Here is an 18,648-nt window from a genome sequence, read left to right as displayed (position 1 = left end):
ACGCCCTCGCGACCATGGACGGCTCGGATGACGCCGCCTGGATCGGTGAGTCGGCGACGGCTTTCCGCGCCGCACTCAGCGAGGAATTCCGGCCCCGCACAGTCAGGCTGAGGCGGGCAAGGACGCCCAGGACGCCGACCCGGATGCCGTCTCGAACGCCGCCTCGGCGCTCTCGAACGCGGAGGGGCAACTCGCGTCGATCCGCGCCCGGGCGCGGCAGCTCAAGGACGAGGTCGATGCGGACGCCGCCGTCGCGGCCGGCTCCCTGCTGGCGGCCAGCGACACGCTGAGCTCCTACAGCGGCAACGCCTTCACCAACTTCCTGGGGTCGGCCGCTGAACGTCAACCTGCCGAACATGGTCGCCAACACGTACTGGACGATGAACACCGCCATGGACGCGCACAGCAAGGGCACCGACTTCGTCGACAGTCTCACCGGTCCGTGGCAGAACCCGGCCGAGCGCTTCGACAACACCGTCCACGGGCACCGTCACGCTCGGGGCATCCGATGACGGCGGGATGGCGCATGTCACCGCCGTCGGCGAGATCGCGCTCCCGGGCGGCGCCGGCAACGCGGTCGTCATGGGCCTGTGCTCGGATCCGTCCCAGGCCGCCGGGCTCGCCCTGCACGTGGCCTTCGCGCTGACCACGACGCAGGCGCTACCGGTGGGCGTCGAGCCGGCCGAGCCCACCGAGCCCGAGCCCGCCGCGCCGTAGCATTCTCCGCATGGCGTTCGCACTGATCCAGACCGCGTCCCGGCCCCTGCTCTCCGATGATGGGGTCGCCGCCGCGTCGCCTGCCGAGGCGGACCGCGCCGTGGCGACCCTGCGGGCGGACTACGAGCGCTGGTCGCGCTGGGCACTGGGGGTCGCGGCGTTCGCCGCGACGGCGGGCGGCCTCTTCGTCGCCGCCGGGCTGGCTGCGACCATGGCCGCTCTCGGGATCGTCTCGCCCGCCGACGTCGCGGTCGTCGTCGTCGCCGCCCTGCTGGCGGCCGCCGGCGTCGCACTGCTGGTCGCCCTGTGGCGCAGCGGCCGTGCGCTCACTCGTGGCGCATCGAGCTGGGTGCGCGCCCCGTACGCGAACGGCGCACGTGCGCCCCGAGGCGCCGGGTGGGTGCAGGCCCGCACCGTCAACCTCGAGCCCCGCATCCTCGTCCGTCTGATCACGGCGACGCTCGCGCTGCTCATCGCCGTGGGCGGTCTGGCGTTGTTCGCGCGCGACGTCGCGGCGGGGTTCTCGCTGATGACGGTGCCCGCGCTGCTCGTGGGACTCGCGGCCGGTCTCAGCGGCGTCGGACAGATCGGCGGTGTGATGCGGATCGGGGGCGGGATGAGCGCCGGCGATCCGCTGTGGTCACGCCTCACCGGGACCGCCCGGCGGTCCTGACCGCCCCGGTGCAGACGCAGGCGCCGGGTCTCAGACGGTGGGCCGGCCGTAGGTCTCCAAGAACCGCAGCCACACCTCGCTGAGTGTCGGGTATGCCGGCACCGCATGCCAGAGCCGCGTGAGCGGCACCTCGCCGACGACCGCGATCGTCGCCGCATGCAGCAGCTCGCCGACGTCGGCCCCCACGAACGTCGCCCCGATCAGGACGCCATGGTCTTCGTCGACGATCGCACGTGCCTGCCCGGCGTACGCGTCAGACCGGGTGGAGGCGCCGGCCACCCACGACAGGTCGTAGTCGAGGACGCGGATGCTGCGCCCCGCAGCTCGCGCCGTCGCCTCGGTCTCGCCGATCGAGGCGACCTCGGGGTCGGTGAAGGTGACCTGCGGGACGGCGGCGTGGTCGGCGGTCGCCACGTGCGTGCCCCAGGGCGCGTCGTCGACGGCGCCGCCCGTGGCCCGGGCGGCGATGACGTCGCCGGCGGCCCGCGCCTGGTACTTGCCCTGATGAGTCAGCAGGGCGCGGTGGTTGACGTCGCCGACGGCGTAGAGCCAGTCCGAGCCGCGGACGAGCATCGTGTCGTCGACGTCGAGCCACGAGCCGGGTGTCAGCTCGACGGCATCCAGGCCGAGGTCGTCGGTGCGGGGCACCCGTCCGGTCGCGACGAGCACCTCGTCGGCGCGCACCCGGGTCCCGTTCGACAGCTCCAGCTCGACCTGCCCGTCGACCCGCTGGGCCGAGACGAGGTCGGTGTGCAGCAGCACCCGCGCACCGCGTTCGGTGAGCGACTGCGCGACGAGGTCGCCGGCGAACGGCTCCATCGGGCCGAGCAGTCGACTGCGTGCGATCAGCGTCACCTCGCTCCCGAGGTCGACGAAGGCCGTCGCCATCTCGGCCGCGACCACCCCGCCGCCGACGATGGCGAGCGAGCCCGGCACCTCCTGGACGGCGGTGGCCTCGCGGCTCGTCCAGGCCCCGACCTCGGCCAGCCCGGGCACGTCCGGCAGGAGTGCCGCCGAACCGGTGCACACCGCTACGGCATGGCGTGCGACGAGCTCGGTGACGGCGCCGTCGGCATCCGTCACGCTCACCCGCTTGCGACCGGTGAGCCGGCCGTGACCGCGGACCAGGTCGACACCGGCTCCCTGCAGCCACTCGACCTGGGACGAGTCGTTCCAGTCGGAGGTGAGGGTGTCGCGACGGCGGAGCACGCCGGCGACGTCGACGTCACCCGTGACGGCCTGCTTCGCCCCGTCGACGGCGCGTGCGGCGCGGAGGGCGGCACCAGCGCGCAGCAACCCCTTCGAGGGCATGCACGCCCAGTAGGAGCACTCACCGCCGACCAGCTCGCTCTCGACGATGGCGACGGTCAGGCCGCCCTGCACGGCGCGGTCGGCGACGTTCTCGCCGACGGGACCGGCTCCGATCACGATCAGGTCGTAGGTGCGTTCGCTCATGCCGCGACGCTAACGCCGTCGGTCGGCTGATGCCAGGCCTTGCGCCGGAGGGGAGTTCTCCCCATCGACGCGTCGCTGGTCGTCTCGCTACGTTGTGACGGTCGGCCCGGAGGGGGTCGACCGGGTGCGAGGGGTCGTCATGTCCGACGTCGAGATCTTCTACCACGCGCTCACGAGCGCGGCGGAGGCCGTGCAGACGCGGTCGAGCGACGTGGTCCTCGACAACGCCGACATCCAGGGAGACGACACCGGGGTGGGCAACCCCGCGCATCGCGCGACCCTGCGCCTGGAGATGCACCGGCGGCTGAGCGCTCTGCATGCCGCCGTCCTGGACCGATCCGGCGACGCCTCGGCGGTGGCGGCGTCCCTCTCGGGCATCGCTTCGCGCTACGGCGACCTCGACCGGGAGCTGACCGGGAGGAGCGAGCCATGACGCTGAGTTCTCCGAACCGGGCGTTCCCGCTGGAGCGCCTCGAGGGCAACACGGGATCGATGAGCTGGTGGAGCGGCGCGTTCGGGCGCGTCGCGGGCTCGCTCGACGAGCTGCGGACCTCGGTGCAGGCGGTGACGGACGTCGACGGTGTCGGCGCCGCCGTCACTGCGGCGCGCGCGGACGCGCAGGACGTCGTGAGCGCCCTGGCGGCCGAGATCGCCGAGGCAGAGCTGCTCGCCGGAGTCCTGCAGCGGTACGCCGATGCCTTCTCAACCTCGGCCGAGCAGGCGAACGGCCTCATCGACGACATCGAATCGGCGCACGAGACCTGGCAGAGCGCGGCCGACGAAGCCGAGCAGGCGGGGCTCCTCGCGCTGTGGACCTCGCGTTCGGGAGAAGCGGACGACGTGCGCCGAGCTAACGACGACGCGCAGGATGCCGTCGCCGTCCGCGACGCGGCGGCGCGCGACCTGGCCGATCTGTGGGAGCAGTACGAAACGCACTACGCCGCGTGGGACACCGCCTACGACGCAGCGCTCGCCGAGCTCGCCGGGGCGGGCAGCACGATGACGGCGGCGTCGCGCTCGCTGCTCGACGAGCTGCTGGCAGCCGACGGTCCGGCCGAGGTGCTGGCGTTGTGGCTGGCGAATCCGGAGCTGCACGAGGAGATCGCCGCGGCCCACCCCGAGATCATCGGCAACCTCGACGGAATCCCGTACGACGTGCGTGCGCGGGTGAACCGGGATCGGCTCGAAGACCTCTACAACTCGCACCCCACCGGCGAGCAGGGCGAGCAGATCGAGGCACTCTGGAACGCCCTGACGCAGGGGGCGCCGCCGCCCGATCTCATCTCGTTCGATCCCGACGGCTCCGATCAGGTCACCGCCGCGCTCTCGTACGGCGACCTGGACGCGGCCACCGACATCAACGTCCTGGTTCCGGGCATGAACTCCAACGTCACCGGCATCGGCGAGTGGGGCGACTCGGCGCGCGCCCTCAACAGCGCCGGCCCGGGCCTGGCCACGGCGGTGTGGTTCGGATACGACTCGCCCAACGAGCTCGAGGAGCCGGCGATGGACCGGGCCGAGGACGGCGCGGCGGCGCTGCGCTCCTTCCTCCTCGGTGTGGATGCCGTGCACCCCGACGCGGAGACCGCGGTGATCGCCCACTCCTACGGGAGCACGACGGCTGCGCTGGCGATCGGCTCGCAGGCGGATGCCCTCGGGGTGGACCAGTTCATCGCCGTCGGCTCGGCGGGCTTCCCGAGCTACCCGCGGGTGCTGTCGAACCTCGAGAACGCGGACGGGTTGCAGATGTACGCGACGCTGTCGGAGGACGACGCGTGGGCACGGATCGGCCGGGACACGAGCTTCGGCGGCGGTCACGGGACGGTGCCCGAGACGCTGCCCGGCATGACGGAGTTCGGCAGCGACGGCGGGTACGGCGCCGACGGCGAGCACCTCACGCCCACCGGGGGGCACTCGGCGCACCAGGGCGGCAACGGACCGCTCCCCTCGGGTGACGGCGACGGCTATCTCGTGGAAGGATCTGAGTCGTTCTACAACATCCAGCAGATCGTGCTCACGGGCGAACCGGGCACCGAGATGGACGGCGAGGGGAGCCAGAGCGGCTTCTGGGATCTGCCGGACTGGCTGGACTGGTTGCCCGTGAATCCCTATCGGACGTGACGTGACGATGAAGACGACCCCGCGAAGGACGACGATGACGGCGCTCGCCGTCGGATTGGCGCTGACCATGACTGGATGCGGCGGACAGGCGGTCCCCGGGGCGACGGAGCAGGCCGGGAACGAGCCGGAATCGTACGCTCAGGCCGAGGAGCGCTTCCTGACGATGGCGGACGGCCTGCACACCCTCATCATGGCCATCGAGCCGACCGAGTGGGTCGTCGTCGACGGCGCCTACGGCGCGCACCCGACCGGCTGCCAGCTCGGCGTCAGCGACGAGAGCGGCTACCGGCTCTCCGCGGTGCGCGGCATCGAGCTGCCCGGTCGCGACCCGGACCAGATCGCCGCGGCAGCCTCGGCGGCGTTCACGCAGCTGGGCGTCGAGAGCGAGACGGTCGATCGCGGTGACGGCGACGCGCGCGAGGTGACGGTGGTCGGCGAGGGGACGATCGCCGAGCGCACCGTCGTCACGATCCGCCCCGCGAGCGGGCAGGTGCGCGTATCGACCGAGACCCCGTGCGTCCCCGGCTCGGCCCACGACCTGGCAACCGAGGTGTTCGCCGAGGAGCGCCTGCCCGCCGACGTCTGGCGACGCCTGCCGGCGTTCGAGGGACCCGAATCGCAGCCCTCCTTCTCCTTCCCCGCCGGCGGTCCGCTCCACTACGACGAGTCGGGCGCGCCGCTGCGTCCCTGACCCGCGGGGCGCGTGCCGCGATGTCCGATTCCCGCGAGCCGGCGGCTGGCGGACGTGTCAGGCTGAGGGCATGACCGACCCGGCGATGAGCTTCGACGAGCGGTATCGCGCCATCGATGCGCGGGACCGCCGCTTCGACGGCCAGTTCGTCACGGCGGTGCGGTCGACCGGGATCTATTGCCGGCCGAGCTGCCCCGCCCGCACCCCGAAGCCGGCGAACGTGACGTTCTACCCCACGAGCGCCGCGGCGCACGAGGCGGGATACCGTGCGTGCAAGCGGTGCCTGCCCGAGGCCACGCCGGGGTCGCCCCGATGGAACGTGCGAGGTGACCTGGCGGCACGATCGATGAGACTCATCGCCGACGGCGTCGTGGATCGGGAGGGCGTGCCGGGACTGGCGAGCCGCCTCGGCTACTCGTCGCGCCACCTCACCCGCCTGCTGACGGCCGAGCTGGGGGCCGGGCCCCTCGCCCTCGCGCGGGCCCACCGGGCGCACACCGCCCGCACCCTGCTCGTCGACACCGATCTGCCGATCGCCGACGTCGCCTTCGCCGCCGGGTTCGCGAGCGTCCGACAGTTCAACGAGACGATCGCCGACGTGTTCGCGCTGGCACCGGGCCAGCTGCGCGCGCAGCGCCGACCGGGGGAGCGGCCGGCGGGGCGCATCGACCTCGTGCTGCCGGTGCGCGAGCCGTTCGACGCGGTCGGGCTGTTCGGCTGGATGCGCGCCCACGCCATCCCGGGGGTCGAGGCCGGCGACGACCGGTCGTTCGCCCGCGTGATCCGTCTCGCCGGCGGCCCGGCCTGGTTCGAGGTGCGTCAGGACGACGGTGGCCGGGTGCGCCTGCGGGCCGAGCTGACGGCCCTGTCGGATCTGTCGGCCCTCATCGCCCGGGTCCGTCGCCTGTTCGACCTGGATGCCGACCCCGTCGCGATCGACGAGGCACTCGCGACGCACCCCGAGCTGGCACCGTTGGTGGCCCGGATCCCCGGAGTGCGGCTGCCCGCCGCCATGGACGCGGACGAGATGCTGATCCGCGCCATGATCGGGCAGCAGATCAGCGTCGCCTCGGCACGCACCGCCATGGGGCGTCTGGCGGCGGCGCTCGGCGACCCGTTCGAGACCTCGGTCGGTCCCGCGACGCTCTTCCCCACCCCGGCGGTCATCGCCGAACGCGGCGCCGAGGTGCTGCGCGGACCCGGGGCGCGCATCCGAGCCATCGTCGGCGCGGCCACGGCGCTCGCCGACGGCACACTCCGGCTCTCGGCCGGCGACGACACGCACGAGCAGCGGGCGGCACTCCTCGCCCTCCCGGGCATCGGTCCGTGGACGGCCGACTACGTGCGGATGCGCGTCCTCGGCGATCCCGACGTGCTGCTCCCCGGAGACGTCGCGGCCCGCGCGGGTGCGGCGGCCGCAGGCATCCCCGCCGGCCCGTCCGAGCTGGTCGCCTGGTCGACCCGCGTGTCGCCCTGGCGCAGCTACCTCATGGCTCACCTCTGGTACGCCGCCCCCGTCACCCAGGCCTGGCGCTCGGCGCCGACCGCCGCCCCGTCCCGGAAGGCATGATCATGACCCCCGCCCCCGACGCGCTCGTCGAACCCGCCGTCGTCGAGACGGTCGACACCCCCGACGGCCCCTTCACGATCCTCGAGGACGACGGCGCCGTACTCGCCTCGGGATGGACCGCCGAGCACTCCGCCATCGTGGGACGGTTGCGCGCGGCCGACGTCCCCGACCGGATCCGCGCGGGCCGAACGGATGCCGCGGCAGCCGTCGCCGCCTATTACGCAGGCGACCTCGCCGCGATCGACTCCGTGCCCGTCCGCCAGCACGGCACGACGATGCAGCGCGCCGGGTGGGAGCAGCTGCGCCGGATCGTGCCGGGCGCGCCGCTGACCTACACCGGCTTCGCCGCTGCGCTGGGGTCGCCGGCTGCCGTGCGGGCGGCGGCATCCATCTGCGCACGCAACGCACCCGCGCTCTTCGTCCCGTGCCATCGCGTGCTGCGCACCGGGGGCGCGCTGGGGGGATTCGCCTGGGGCCTCGAGGTCAAGCGCAGCCTGCTCGCGCGCGAAGCGCTCGCGTGAGCGAGCCGCGGAACGCGGATCTTCTCCGACCCTTGCACCCAGCGAATACCCAGGTATAGCCTGGAGGGCTCGCGCACCAGACGCGGGCGTCCGCCCGCTCGATCTCAGGAGGAAGCCATGCACTCGGCCATCGTTCTCACGAAGTCCGTCGTCTTCCCCGCCGCGATCGACGTCTTCTCCGCCCGCCAGCGATAACGATCCTCCGGGAAGCGCAGCGCCGCTCCCGTCGTTCGTCCTCGACAGGCCCCTCGGGGCCGTGAACCGTCGCGCTTCGCGCGCTCCCCGCCGCCTCCGGCACCGCTCCCACCCTGCAGGATCATGACCTCTCCGACGACTCCCCGTCTGTCCACCGTCCGTTCGCTTGCGCGTCTGCTGCCCTTCGCCAAGCCCGTCCTCCCGCGCCTCGCCCTCGGCGGCGTCAGCGCCCTCGTGGCGAGTCTGCTCGCCCTCGGCATCCCGCTCGTCCTGGAGGTCATCGTCGCCGACGGCGGGCCCATCGACTCCGGCGATCCCTGGCTCATCGCGCTCGGCGCCGGGGCGATCCTCCTCCTCGGCCTCGTCGAGGCGCTGATGGTGTGGGCGCGCCGCTGGTTCGTCCTGGGGCCTGCGACGCGGGTCGAGTACGAGCTGCGGACCGACTTCTTCTCACGGCTGCAGCGCCTGCCGGTGTCGTTCCACGACCGCTGGCAGTCGGGGCAGCTGCTGAGCCGGATGATGCAGGACATCAGCCTCATCCGGCGGTGGCTCGCCTTCGGCATCGTGCTGCTGATCGTCAACATGCTCACGATCCTCGTCGGTTCGGTGATCCTCTTCAGCTGGCATTGGCTGCTCGGAACGATCTTCGTCGTCGTGTCGGCGCCGCTGTGGATCTCGGGCTATCTGTTCGAGAAGCAGTACGGCCTGCTCTCGCGGCAGAGCCAGGACCAGGCCGGAGACCTGGCGACGGCCGTCGAGGAGTCGGTCCACGGCATCCGGGTCCTGAAGGCCTTCGGCCGGGGCAGCCACGCGCTCAAGAAGTTCACCCGGCAGGCCGAGACGCTGCGCCAGACCGAGCTCAGCAAGGCGAAGGCCGTCGGCTGGATATGGTTCTGGCTCGTCCTCCTGCCCGACATCGCGTTCGCGCTGTGCCTGGGCGCGGGCATCTATCTCGTGCAGGCGGGCGAGATCGATCGCGGTGCGCTCATCGCGTTCTTCGCGATGGCGACGATCCTGCGGTGGCCGGTCGAGTCGATCGGCTTCCTGTTCTCGTTCCTCGTCGACGCGCGAACGGCCACCGACCGCATCTTCGAGGTGTTCGACGAGCAGAACACGATCACCGATCCCGACCGTCCGGCCACGATCGCCGAGCCTCGCGGTGCCCTGGTTTTCGAGGGCGCCCGCTTCCGTTACCAGGATGCGGCGAGCACCGAGCGCGATCTGCTCGACGGCGTCGACCTGTCGCTCCGCCCCGGCGAGACGATGGCCCTCGTCGGGTTGACCGGCTCGGGCAAGACGACCCTGACGACGCTGCCCGGACGCCTCTACGACGTCACCGGCGGGCGCGTCACCCTCGACGGCGTCGACATCCGCGACCTCTCGATCAGCGAGCTGCGACGTCATGTCGGGATGGCGTTCGAGGATGCGACGCTGTTCTCGCAGACGGTCCGCGAGAACGTGCTGCTCGGCCGCGAGGATCTCGCGGGCGGCGGCGACGAGGCCGAACGCGTCCTCCGCGAAGCGCTGCAGGTCGCGCAAGCGGGCTTCGTCGACACGCTTCCCCACGGGGTCGACACCGTCATCGGCGAGGAGGGGCTGAGCCTGTCCGGCGGGCAGCGGCAGCGGCTCGCTCTCGCTCGGGCGGTCGCAGCGCGCCCCGCGGTCCTGGTGCTCGACGACCCGCTGTCGGCTCTCGACGTCGACACCGAGGCCCTCGTCGAGGACGCGCTGCGCGAGGTGCTCGCCGACACGACGGCGCTCATCGTCGCCCATCGGCCCTCGACCGTCACGCTCGCCGACCGCGTCGCGCTGCTGCAGGACGGACGCGTCACGGCCGTCGGCACGCACTCCGAGCTGCTGCGATCGAGCGAGCACTACCGCTACGTCATCTCGAGCCTCGAGGACGAGCAAGAACGTCAGAACAAGCGGGAGGCGACCCTGTGAGCACCGTCACCGGAACCAGCGGCGAGGACCGCTCCGACTACACGCGCGCCGAGAGTCGCGAGATCCGGCGTCGTTCGCTGCGCCTGCTCGGCTCGCTCGTCTCGCCGCTGCGCATGCAGCTCGTCCTGGCGGCGATCGTACTCGTCGTCTCCACGGCGCTGCGGGTCGCCGGCCCCGCCCTCGTCGGCTGGGGCATCGCGAACGCCCTGCCGGCGGTCACCGAGCGCGCCGACTGGATGCCGACGATCATCGTGGTCATCGTCTTCCTCGTCACCGCGATCGGCGGTGCCGCGCTGATCGGGTGGTACGCCGTCGTCGCGGCCCGCCTGACCCAGGCGGTCATGATCGACCTCCGCAAGCGCATCTTCCTGCACACCCAGCGCCTCAGCCTCGAGTTCCACGAGTCCTACACGTCGGGACGCATCATCTCGCGTCAGACGAGCGATCTCGACACCATCCGCGAGCTGCTCGACGGCGGGCTCAACGAGCTCGTCTCCGGCCTGCTCTACGGCGGGTTCACCCTCGTGGCACTCCTCCTGCTCGACTGGCAGTCGGGCGTCATCCTGGCCCTCATGGGCATCCCGCTCTACCTGCTCATGCGCTGGTTCTACCTGCGGTCGCAGGTGGTCTACCGCGAATCCCGCGTGGTCAGCGCCAAGGTCATCGTCAAGTTCGTCGAGTCGATGACGGGCATCCGTGCCGTCAAGGCGTTCCGCAAGGAGCCCGCCAACGACGCCGAGTTCGGGCAGCTCTCGAGCGACTACCGCGACGTGAACATGCGCTCCATCCGGCTGTTCGGCACGTTCGAGCCGGCTCTCATGGCCGTGGCATCCGTCTCCCTGGCCGTCGTGCTGCTGTGGGGCGGGCTCCGTGTCGTCGACGGCGCGCTCGAGCTCGGCTTCCTGCTCTCCGCCGTGCTGTACGTGCGCAACTTCTTCGCGCCCATGCAGGAGGTGGCGTTCTTCCTCAACTCCTACCAGTCGGCCACGGCCGCCCTGGAGAAGGTCTCGGGCGTGCTGGAAGAGGACCCCACGGTGCCCGACCCGGTCGACCCGGTCGATCTGCGCCAGGCCCGGGGGCACCTGAGGTTCGAGGACGTCACCTTCGGCTACTCGGCCGACCGTACGATCCTTCCGGACTTCGCGCTCGACATGCCCGCGGGTCAGACGATCGCCCTCGTCGGCACGACGGGCGCGGGCAAGACGACGCTCGCCAAGCTCGTCGCCCGCTTCTACGACCCCACCAGGGGCCGCGTCACCCTCGACGGCGTCGACCTGCGGCAGCTGCATCCCCGCGACCTGCGCCGCGCCATCGTGATGGTCACGCAGGAGGCGTACCTGTTCAGCGGCACGGTCGCCGACAACATCGCCCTGGGCAAGCCCGACGCCACGATGGACGAGATCGAGGCCGCCGCGAAGGCGGTCGGTGCCCACGCGTTCATCGAGCGCCTGCCCGACGGCTACGGCACCGACGTGAACAAGCGCGGTGGTCGTGTCTCGGCGGGGCAGCGCCAGCTGATCTCGTTCGCCCGCGCCTTCCTCGCCGATCCGGCGGTGCTCATCCTCGACGAGGCGACCGCATCGCTCGACATCCCCAGCGAACGACAGATCCAGGAGGCGCTGGGCACCCTGCTCTCCGACCGGACCGCGATCATCATCGCCCACCGTCTCTCGACGGTCGCGATCGCCGATCGCGTACTCGTCATGGAGCACGGGCGCATCATCGAGGACGACACCCCCGATGCACTGATCGCCGGAACGGGGAAGTTCGCCCAGCTGCACAGCGCCTGGCGCGAGTCGCTGGTCTGAGGCGGGGCTCTCGCGGCGGGTCAGATGACGCCGGCGCGGTGCGTCGCGAGCGACAGCGGGTGGGTGTCGTCGAGATCGGCGAGAGCCATGACGCCGTCGATGCCGACACCGAGCGGATCGACCAGGCGCACCGAGTCGTCGCGCGCGTGCAGGTCCGCCGTGAAGGCCTCGAGCAGCGGTGCCGAACCGAACACACCGCCGAGGGCGCACACCGCGAAGGTCTCCTCAGCGGTGCGTACCTGCGCGATGGCGGCGCGGACGCTCTGAGCCAGCTCGTGCGCCGCGCGCACCGAGATGTCCTGAGCCACCGCGTCGCCGCCGGCCGCGGCACGTGCCACGACGGCGGCGAAGCTCGCGACGAGCCGGACGCGGTCGGGGTCGGCCTGCAGGCTCATGTACGCCTGCGACAGGTCCGGCCACAGGGCGGACACCGCGGCGGTGAGCTCCGTCGTCGGCCCGCGGCCGTCGTAGGCCCGCATGACGGCGTCGAGCGCCTCGCGTCCGATCCAGTACCCGCTGCCGGCATCGCCCATGATCCAGCCCCACCCGTCCACGCGGGCGGTGGTCTCGGCGCCCACGGCCAGGGTCACGACGCCGGTGCCGGCGGCGACCACGGCGCCCGCCCGGTCGCCGAGCGCTCCGAGGAACGATGTCGTCGAGTCGTGCGCGAGCACCACGCCCCGGACGCCCGCGGATCGCGTCAGCTCGAGCATGGCGCCTGCGTCGGCGTTTCCGTCGGTGAGGCCCGAGACCCCGGCGACGACGACATCGACGGGCGCACCCGTGCGCTCGACCGTCTCGGCCACGACGGCCGCGAGCTGGGGGAGGAGGGGTTCACCGGTGCGGATGCCGGGAGAGACGAGGTCGCCCCCGGATGCTGCTGCGGTGCGGACCTTGATGCCGCTCTGGCCCGCGTCGATGCCCAGGACGCGCCGCTGGCTCATGCGTTCCGCTCTCCGTCTTCGGCCGAGCCCAGCACCTCGCGCAGGAAGCCCGCCTGCGCTCGCCACTGGTGGCCCTGGCCGCCCTCGTGCTCGTTGAAGGGATACACGGTGATCTCCTTGCGGATCTCCTCGCGGGTGCCGCCGTACGCGTTGAACGCCGCGTAGACGGTCGACGGCGGGCAGACCGGATCGAGCAGCCCGACCGAGAACAGGGATGCCGCGTCGGCGCGACGCGCGAAGTTCACGCCGTCGAAGTACGAGAGCGTCTCGAAGACCCGGGTCTCGGCACCGCGGTGCACCGCGAGGTAGCGCACGACCTCCTGGTACGGGTCGCTACCGGTGAGCCCGATCGCCCGCTCGAAGTGGCAGAGGAACGGAACGTCGGGCATGACGGCGACCAGGCCGTCGCTGAGGCCCGCCGCGGCCAGCGCGATGCCACCGCCCTGGCTGCCTCCGCACACCGAGACGCGGGCGGCATCCACTTCGGGCAGGCTGCGGACGGCATCCACGGCGCGCACGGCGTCGGTGAAGACCCGACGGTAGTAATAGGTCTCGGGCGTCTCGATGCCCCGGGTGAGGTAGCCGGGGAACGCCGGCCCCGAGCCGTGCGGATCGGGGGTGTCCCCACCGCTGCCCCATGCGCTGCCCTGCCCGCGGGTGTCCATGACGAGCGACGCGTAACCGGCGGCCGCCCAGGCGAGCCGTTCGGCGGGGAGCCCGCGCCCGCCGCCGTAGCCGACGAACTCCACGACCGCCGGGAGGGGGCCGTCGCGGTGCGTCGGCAGGATCAGCCACGCCTTGACGGGCTCGCCGGCGTACCCGGGGAACGTGACGTCGCGGACCTCCACGGCCGAGAACAGGTCCAGCGGCGCCGAGACCGCGACCTCGCCCCCGGCCTCCCGGGATCCGGCCACGGTGGCGGCCCAGAACTCGTCGAAGTCTCGGGGTTCGCTCACCGCCGGGTGATAGTTCTCCAGTTCGGCGAGCGGCAGATCGAAGCGCGGCACGCGCTCACCCTAGCGCGAAGCCCGCCCACGGGGAGATATCTCGACATCGAGAGAACCGACCCCGTGCGATACGCTGAACACCGACCCTCGACGCGCTTTTGGAGAGACGACACGTGCCCGACTCGACCATCATCTACACGTACACCGACGAGGCGCCGGCACTGGCCACCGCCTCCTTCCTGCCCATCGTCGAGGCCTTCGCCGGCAAGGCCGGTGTGGCCATCGAGACCCGCGACATCTCGCTCGCCGGCCGCATCCTCGCGGCCTTCCCGGAGCGTCTGACGCCGGAGCAGCAGGTCGGCGACGCCCTCGCCGAGCTGGGCGGACTCGCGACCCTCCCCGAGGCGAACATCATCAAGCTGCCGAACATCTCGGCGTCCATCCCCCAGCTGAAGGCCGCCGTCGCCGAGCTGCAGGCGGCAGGCCACGACATCCCGGATTACCCGGACGAGCCGAAGGATGCCGCCGAGATCGAGGCGCGCGCCCGCTACGACCGCATCAAGGGCTCGGCCGTGAACCCGGTGCTCCGCGAGGGGAACAGCGACCGACGCGCCCCGCTGTCGGTGAAGAACTACGCGCGCAAGCACCCGCACCGCAACAAGGCGTTCGCCGAGGGGTCCAAGACCCGGGTGGCCACACTCGGGCACGATGACTTCAAGTCGAACGAGATCTCGACGGTGCTCGGCGCCGATGACGTCCTCTCGATCCGCTTCACGGCCGAGGACGGCACGGTCACCGAGCTCAAGTCGGGGCTGAAGGTGCTGCGGGGGGAGGTCGTCGATGCAACGTTCCTCTCCGCCGCAGCTCTCGACGCCTTCCTCGCCGACACGGTCGCCCAGGCCGCCGAGGAGAACGTGCTGTACTCGGTGCACCTGAAGGCGACGATGATGAAGGTCAGCGACCCCATCATCTTCGGGCACGTCGTGCGCGCGTTCTTCGCCGATGTCTTCGCCCGCTTCGGCGACGACCTGACGGCCGCCGGGCTCACGCCCGACAACGGCCTGGGCGCCATCCTCGCCGGGCTCTCGCAGCTCGCGAACGGCGACGAGATCCGCGCCGCGTTCGAAGCGGCCATCGCCGCCGGGCCGCGGCTGTCGTACGTCAACTCCGACAAGGGCATAACGAACCTCCACGTGCCCTCCGACGTGATCGTCGACGCCTCGATGCCGGCGCTGATCCGCAACGGCGGCAAGCTGTGGGGCGCCGACGGCGGCGAGGACGACACGATCGCCGTCATCCCCGACTCGTCGTACGCGGGCGTCTACCAGGCGACCATCGACGACGTCATCGCGAACGGGCCGCTCGACCCGGCCACCATCGGCTCCGTCCCCAACGTCGGCCTCATGGCTCAGGCGGCTGAGGAGTACGGCTCGCACGACAAGACGTTCGAGCTCGCCGCGGCGGGCACGGTCGAGGTCGTCGACGCGTCGGGTGCCGTGCTGCTCTCGCACGATGTGCAGGCAGGTGACATCTGGCGCGCGACGCAGACGAAGGATGTCGCCGTGCGCGACTGGGTCAAGCTCGCGGTCACCCGTGCACGCGCCACCGGCGTGCCCGCGGTGTTCTGGCTCGACGAGAGCCGCGCGCACGACGCGAACCTCATCGCGAAGGTGCACGAATACCTCGCCGACCACGACACCGAAGGCCTGACGATCGAGATCCTCGCGCCCGCCGAGGCGACGCGCTACTCGCTCGAGCGCATCCGCCGGGGCGAGGACACGATCTCCGTCACCGGCAACGTGCTTCGGGATTACCTCACCGATCTCTTCCCGATCCTCGAGGTCGGCACGAGCGCCAAGATGCTCTCGATCGTGCCGCTGCTCGCCGGCGGCGGGCTCTTCGAGACCGGTGCGGGTGGGTCTGCTCCCAAGCACGTGCAGCAGCTGGTTTCGGAGAACTACCTGCGGTGGGACTCGCTCGGCGAGTTCTTCGCCCTGGCCGCCTCGTTCGAGCATCTCGGCGAGTACACCGGCAACGCGCACGCGAAGGTGCTCGCCGACACGCTGGATGCCGCGACGGGGACGTTCCTCGAGCAGGACAAGTCGCCCGGCCGCGCACTCGGCACCATCGACAACCGCGGCAGCCACTTCTACCTCGCCCTGTACTGGGCGCAGGAGCTGGCGGCTCAGACCGTCGACGCGGAGCTCGCTGCGGCGTTCACCCCGATCGCCGACGCCCTCGCCACGAGCGAGTCCACGATCGTCGACGAGCTGGTCGCGGTCCAGGGCTCGGCGGCCGAGATCGGCGGCTACTACCGTCCCGATGCTGCGCTGGTCGCATCGGTCATGCGCCCCTCGGCGACGCTGAACGGCATCATCGACGGCGTCTGACGCATCGACGAACCAGAACGCCCCGGCCGCTCGCGCGACCGGGGCGTTCTTGCTGGAACGGGGTGATCAGAACCGGATCTCGGCGACGACCTCGCCGTACTCGGTCTCGCCGACGGGGGTGAAGCCGACACGCGTGAAGAAGGCCTCGGGGCCGCCTTCGCCGGCCTCGTAGATGACGTCCAGGCAGTCGAAACCACGGGCCTGGGCCTCGTCGACGAGCTTCTCGACAGCGTACCGGCCGACGCCGCGGCCCTGGTCGTCGGCGTCGACGTTGATGCGCCACAGGACCGAGCGGAAGTGCTCCTGGGGTGCCTCGTGGTCGAACCCGGCGCTGACGAATCCGACGACCTCGTCCCCGTCGAGGATGACGCGCTGCCAGGAGGTCGCGGGGTTGACCACGGTGGCCGCGACCGCGTAGCTCTCGGGCGCGACGAATCGCTCCTGTCCCGGCTTCAACGACAGGTTGTTCACGGCGACGATCGTGGACGCCGACAGTTCTTCAACGCGGAGCTCAGCCATGAGCACAGGCTAACGGTGATCGGTGCGGGGCGCACGAGGCGATCCCGACCTCAGGGCATCGCGCTCAGGCGTGCACCCAGACGTCGGTGCCGGCGACGGCCCACTCGTAGATCTGGGCGGCGCGGGAGTCGGGCATGCCGACGCAACCGGCGCTCATCCGGTTGCCCCAGTTGCTGTGCCAGTACACGCCGTGGAACGCCTGGTCGCCGTTGAAGTACATCGCCCACTTCACGTCGGGCTGGATGTAGCTCACGCCCGAGTCCGCCGCGGTGCCGCGCATGTCCTGGAGCGGGGTCTTCCAGCCGATCGTGTAGTAGCCCGTCTGGGTGTCGGCGCCGGGGCGGCCGGTGGAGACGAGCCAGGAGTCCACGACGGCGCCGTTCTCCTTGAGGTACAGGCGCTGCTCACCGAGATCGACCTCGAGCATCCTCGTGATCGTGTCGGTCGTCACGGGAACGACGTCGACCGGGAGGCGGTAGACGGCGTCGCCGGTGGCGAGCTGATCGGCGAAGCCCGCGGCGATCCCGTCGGTCGACTGCAGCGTCCGGCCGTCGAGTCCGGCGTCGGAGTCGTCGATGATCGTTCCGGCGGCGTTCGCGAAGACGACGCCGTTGACCGGAGCCCGGTCGACGAGCCCGGGCAGCGTGTCGACGAGCGGCTGGATGAGCGCCGCGTCTGCGGTGACATCGAACGAGCCGTCGTCGGCGGTGCCGACCGTCAGCCAGCTGGCGGCGACGGCGCGATCGACGGGGACGGTGCGCTCGTCGCCGACGTAGAAGCCGACGTTCTCGAGCATCGCGTTGAGGGTGGCGGCGGTCTCGTCGGCAGCGGCCGTGGTCGTCAGTGAGGCGACCGGCGTGAGCTCGGGGTCGATCACCGTGGCGGTCTGCCCGGCATCGAATGCGCTCTGAAGCCCGGCGCGTGCGGCTTCGGGATCGATGCCCGCGCCCGGGACGTCGGGGCTGACGACGTAGGACGAGCCGTCGAAGGCGACGCCGGCCGCGGTCGGCTCGACGTAGAGATCGCCGGCTGCGCCGCGCAGGGCGGCCGTGGCAACGTCCGCCTCGAGGGTGACAGGCGCGGAGATGGGCTCGCCGAACCACTGCGTCACGTTCCACGCGGGTCGGGAGTCGAAGGCCGTGGAAGCGAGGGCGGTGCTGTCGACCTGCGCGCCGAGCTCGGCACCCGAGACGGACTCTCCGCCGTCGCCGAGCGTGATGGTGGTCTGGTCGAGGCGGTCCTGCACGGCGGCTGCCGCGGCGCCGGGCGTGAGGAAACCGACGGGAACCCCGCCGATGGTCGTGCCGGGCGCGATCAGGAACAGGGACGCGGCGGCTGCTCCGAGCGCGACGACGCCGACCGGGATTCCGATCCACAGGCCGAGGCGGCGCTTCTTGCGTGTCGGCTCGGCCGGGGCCCATTCGACGCGCTGTTCAGCATCGCTCGCGAGCGCGGCGTGTTCGGCCGTGCCCTCGTGATCGTGCTTCGACGCGACATCCGTCACCGCTGTACCCCCGTCTGCGCGTGGACGCGCACTCGTGGATCATGGTACGCGACGCCTGTGCCGAAGCGGCCTGAGTGAAACCAGAGCGTTATGCAGCGCCGGGGAACGGACCTGTCCGAGCCGGATCAGCTGGCGCCGCAGAGCTCGGTGTAGCGGCCGATGCTGTCTTGAACGTCGGTCAGGGCGGTGTTCAGTTCGGACGCGCGCTCGGTGTCGCCGGCGGCGACGGCCTCCATGGACTCGGCAGCCGACGCGAACGCGGTCTGCAGATCGGGCAGGATGCCGGCGATCTCGGAGTTGGTGACCGCGTCGGCGGCGTCTCCCATGCCGTCGGAGATCGTGCGGAGGGCGGTCGCCGCGGTCGCGGGGTCGGAGGGGTCGATCTCCTGCAGTCCCGCGGTCGCCTCGGTCATGACGTCGTTCACCTGCGTGCAGGCGTCTTCGACGGACTGGGTGCTCTCGGCGGCGTTGCCGCCCTCGGGGGAGTCGTTGCCGCCGGTGCAGCCGGTGAGCGCGAGCAGTGCGGCGGCGGTGATGGCGAAGGCGGTCAGGCGGCGGTTCATGGCGGTCTCCTCGGTGCGTCGACGCTCCCCACCTTAGGAGAGCCCGCGCTCCAGAGTTCCCTCTTGACATCCGCCGATCGGCGACG

The 18,648-nt window shown here is 71.6% G+C and carries 17 protein-coding genes; 11 read left to right on the top strand and 6 right to left on the bottom strand.

The window, feature by feature from the left end; all coding sequences use genetic code 11:
• The first annotated feature begins 356 nt into the window (after positions 1–356).
• Genes HW566_RS05870 through HW566_RS05860 form a run of 3 tightly spaced genes read left to right on the top strand, consistent with a single transcriptional unit; the run spans position 357 to position 1,390 of the window.
• Positions 357–512 (top strand): hypothetical protein, encoded by a 156-nt coding sequence (locus HW566_RS05870; protein ID WP_178011213.1) that lies wholly within the window; start codon positions 357–359, stop codon positions 510–512.
• 7 nt (positions 513–519) lie between these two features.
• Positions 520–717, top strand: coding sequence for a hypothetical protein (locus tag HW566_RS05865; protein ID WP_178011211.1), 198 nt, complete (start codon positions 520–522; stop codon positions 715–717).
• A 10-nt stretch (positions 718–727) separates the two neighbouring features.
• A complete protein-coding gene (locus tag HW566_RS05860; RefSeq protein WP_178011209.1) occupies positions 728–1,390 on the top strand; it encodes a hypothetical protein in 663 nt (220 codons plus the stop codon).
• 30 nt (positions 1,391–1,420) lie between these two features.
• Here the strand turns inward: HW566_RS05860 and HW566_RS05855 are convergent, their stop codons facing one another.
• Entirely contained in the window at positions 1,421–2,845 is a 1,425-nt protein-coding gene (locus HW566_RS05855) for a dihydrolipoyl dehydrogenase family protein (RefSeq protein WP_178011207.1), read from the bottom strand.
• A gap of 139 nt (positions 2,846–2,984) precedes the next feature.
• On the opposite strand from HW566_RS05855, the gene HW566_RS05850 reads away from it, so the two are divergent.
• The 7 genes from HW566_RS05850 (at position 2,985) to HW566_RS05820 (ending at position 11,695) form a co-directional block, all read left to right on the top strand.
• Complete coding sequence (locus HW566_RS05850; RefSeq protein WP_178011205.1) at positions 2,985–3,278, top strand: hypothetical protein; 294 nt, start codon at positions 2,985–2,987, stop codon at positions 3,276–3,278.
• Positions 3,275–4,966 (top strand): alpha/beta hydrolase, encoded by a 1,692-nt coding sequence (locus HW566_RS05845; protein ID WP_178011203.1) that lies wholly within the window; start codon positions 3,275–3,277, stop codon positions 4,964–4,966. The genes HW566_RS05850 and HW566_RS05845 overlap by 4 nt, the downstream gene beginning before the upstream one ends.
• Positions 4,967–5,000: 34 nt before the next feature.
• On the top strand, positions 5,001–5,657 hold the full coding sequence (locus HW566_RS05840) for a hypothetical protein (RefSeq protein WP_178011202.1): 657 nt from the start codon (positions 5,001–5,003) through the stop codon (positions 5,655–5,657).
• A 70-nt stretch (positions 5,658–5,727) separates the two neighbouring features.
• Positions 5,728–7,227 carry a DNA-3-methyladenine glycosylase 2 family protein gene (locus HW566_RS05835; protein ID WP_178011200.1) on the top strand — a complete coding sequence of 500 codons (1,500 nt, stop codon included), beginning with the start codon at positions 5,728–5,730 and terminating at the stop codon, positions 7,225–7,227.
• Positions 7,228–7,229: 2 nt separating this feature from the next.
• Positions 7,230–7,748 (top strand): methylated-DNA--[protein]-cysteine S-methyltransferase, encoded by a 519-nt coding sequence (locus tag HW566_RS05830; RefSeq protein ID WP_178011199.1) that lies wholly within the window; start codon positions 7,230–7,232, stop codon positions 7,746–7,748.
• 318 nt (positions 7,749–8,066) lie between these two features.
• Positions 8,067–9,887, top strand: a complete 1,821-nt coding sequence (locus HW566_RS05825; RefSeq protein ID WP_178011197.1) for an ABC transporter ATP-binding protein — start codon at positions 8,067–8,069, stop codon at positions 9,885–9,887.
• Positions 9,884–11,695 (top strand): ABC transporter ATP-binding protein, encoded by a 1,812-nt coding sequence (locus HW566_RS05820; protein WP_178011195.1) that lies wholly within the window; start codon positions 9,884–9,886, stop codon positions 11,693–11,695. Before HW566_RS05825 ends, HW566_RS05820 begins: the two co-directional genes overlap by 4 nt.
• A 20-nt stretch (positions 11,696–11,715) precedes the next feature.
• On the opposite strand, the gene HW566_RS05815 is transcribed toward HW566_RS05820, so the two are convergent.
• Positions 11,716–12,639, bottom strand: a complete 924-nt coding sequence (locus tag HW566_RS05815) for an N-acetylglucosamine kinase (RefSeq protein WP_178011193.1) — start codon at positions 12,637–12,639, stop codon at positions 11,716–11,718.
• Complete coding sequence (locus HW566_RS05810; RefSeq protein ID WP_178011191.1) at positions 12,636–13,646, bottom strand: acetylxylan esterase; 1,011 nt, start codon at positions 13,644–13,646, stop codon at positions 12,636–12,638. The genes HW566_RS05815 and HW566_RS05810 overlap by 4 nt, the downstream gene beginning before the upstream one ends.
• Positions 13,647–13,759: 113 nt before the next feature.
• Here HW566_RS05810 and HW566_RS05805 point away from each other — a divergent pair, with 113 nt between their 5' ends.
• Complete coding sequence (locus HW566_RS05805; protein WP_178011189.1) at positions 13,760–15,976, top strand: NADP-dependent isocitrate dehydrogenase; 2,217 nt, start codon at positions 13,760–13,762, stop codon at positions 15,974–15,976.
• A gap of 66 nt (positions 15,977–16,042) precedes the next feature.
• Here the strand turns inward: HW566_RS05805 and HW566_RS05800 are convergent, their stop codons facing one another.
• From HW566_RS05800 to HW566_RS16025, 3 genes are all read right to left on the bottom strand, one after another.
• Positions 16,043–16,495, bottom strand: a complete 453-nt coding sequence (locus HW566_RS05800) for a GNAT family N-acetyltransferase (RefSeq protein ID WP_178011188.1) — start codon at positions 16,493–16,495, stop codon at positions 16,043–16,045.
• 64 nt (positions 16,496–16,559) lie between these two features.
• Entirely contained in the window at positions 16,560–17,999 is a 1,440-nt protein-coding gene (locus tag HW566_RS05795) for a L,D-transpeptidase family protein (protein ID WP_256728886.1), read from the bottom strand.
• A 125-nt stretch (positions 18,000–18,124) separates the two neighbouring features.
• Positions 18,125–18,562: a hypothetical protein gene (locus HW566_RS16025; protein ID WP_178009305.1), complete on the bottom strand. Its 438-nt coding sequence runs from the start codon at positions 18,560–18,562 to the stop codon at positions 18,125–18,127.
• Positions 18,563–18,648 lie beyond the last annotated feature (86 nt).

It is taken from the genome of Microbacterium oleivorans (assembly GCF_013389665.1).
In the GTDB taxonomy this organism is placed as follows: domain Bacteria; phylum Actinomycetota; class Actinomycetes; order Actinomycetales; family Microbacteriaceae; genus Microbacterium; species Microbacterium oleivorans_C.
Note: the sequence above shows the minus strand (reverse complement) of the source record. Positions and strands in the feature narration are given on the sequence as shown.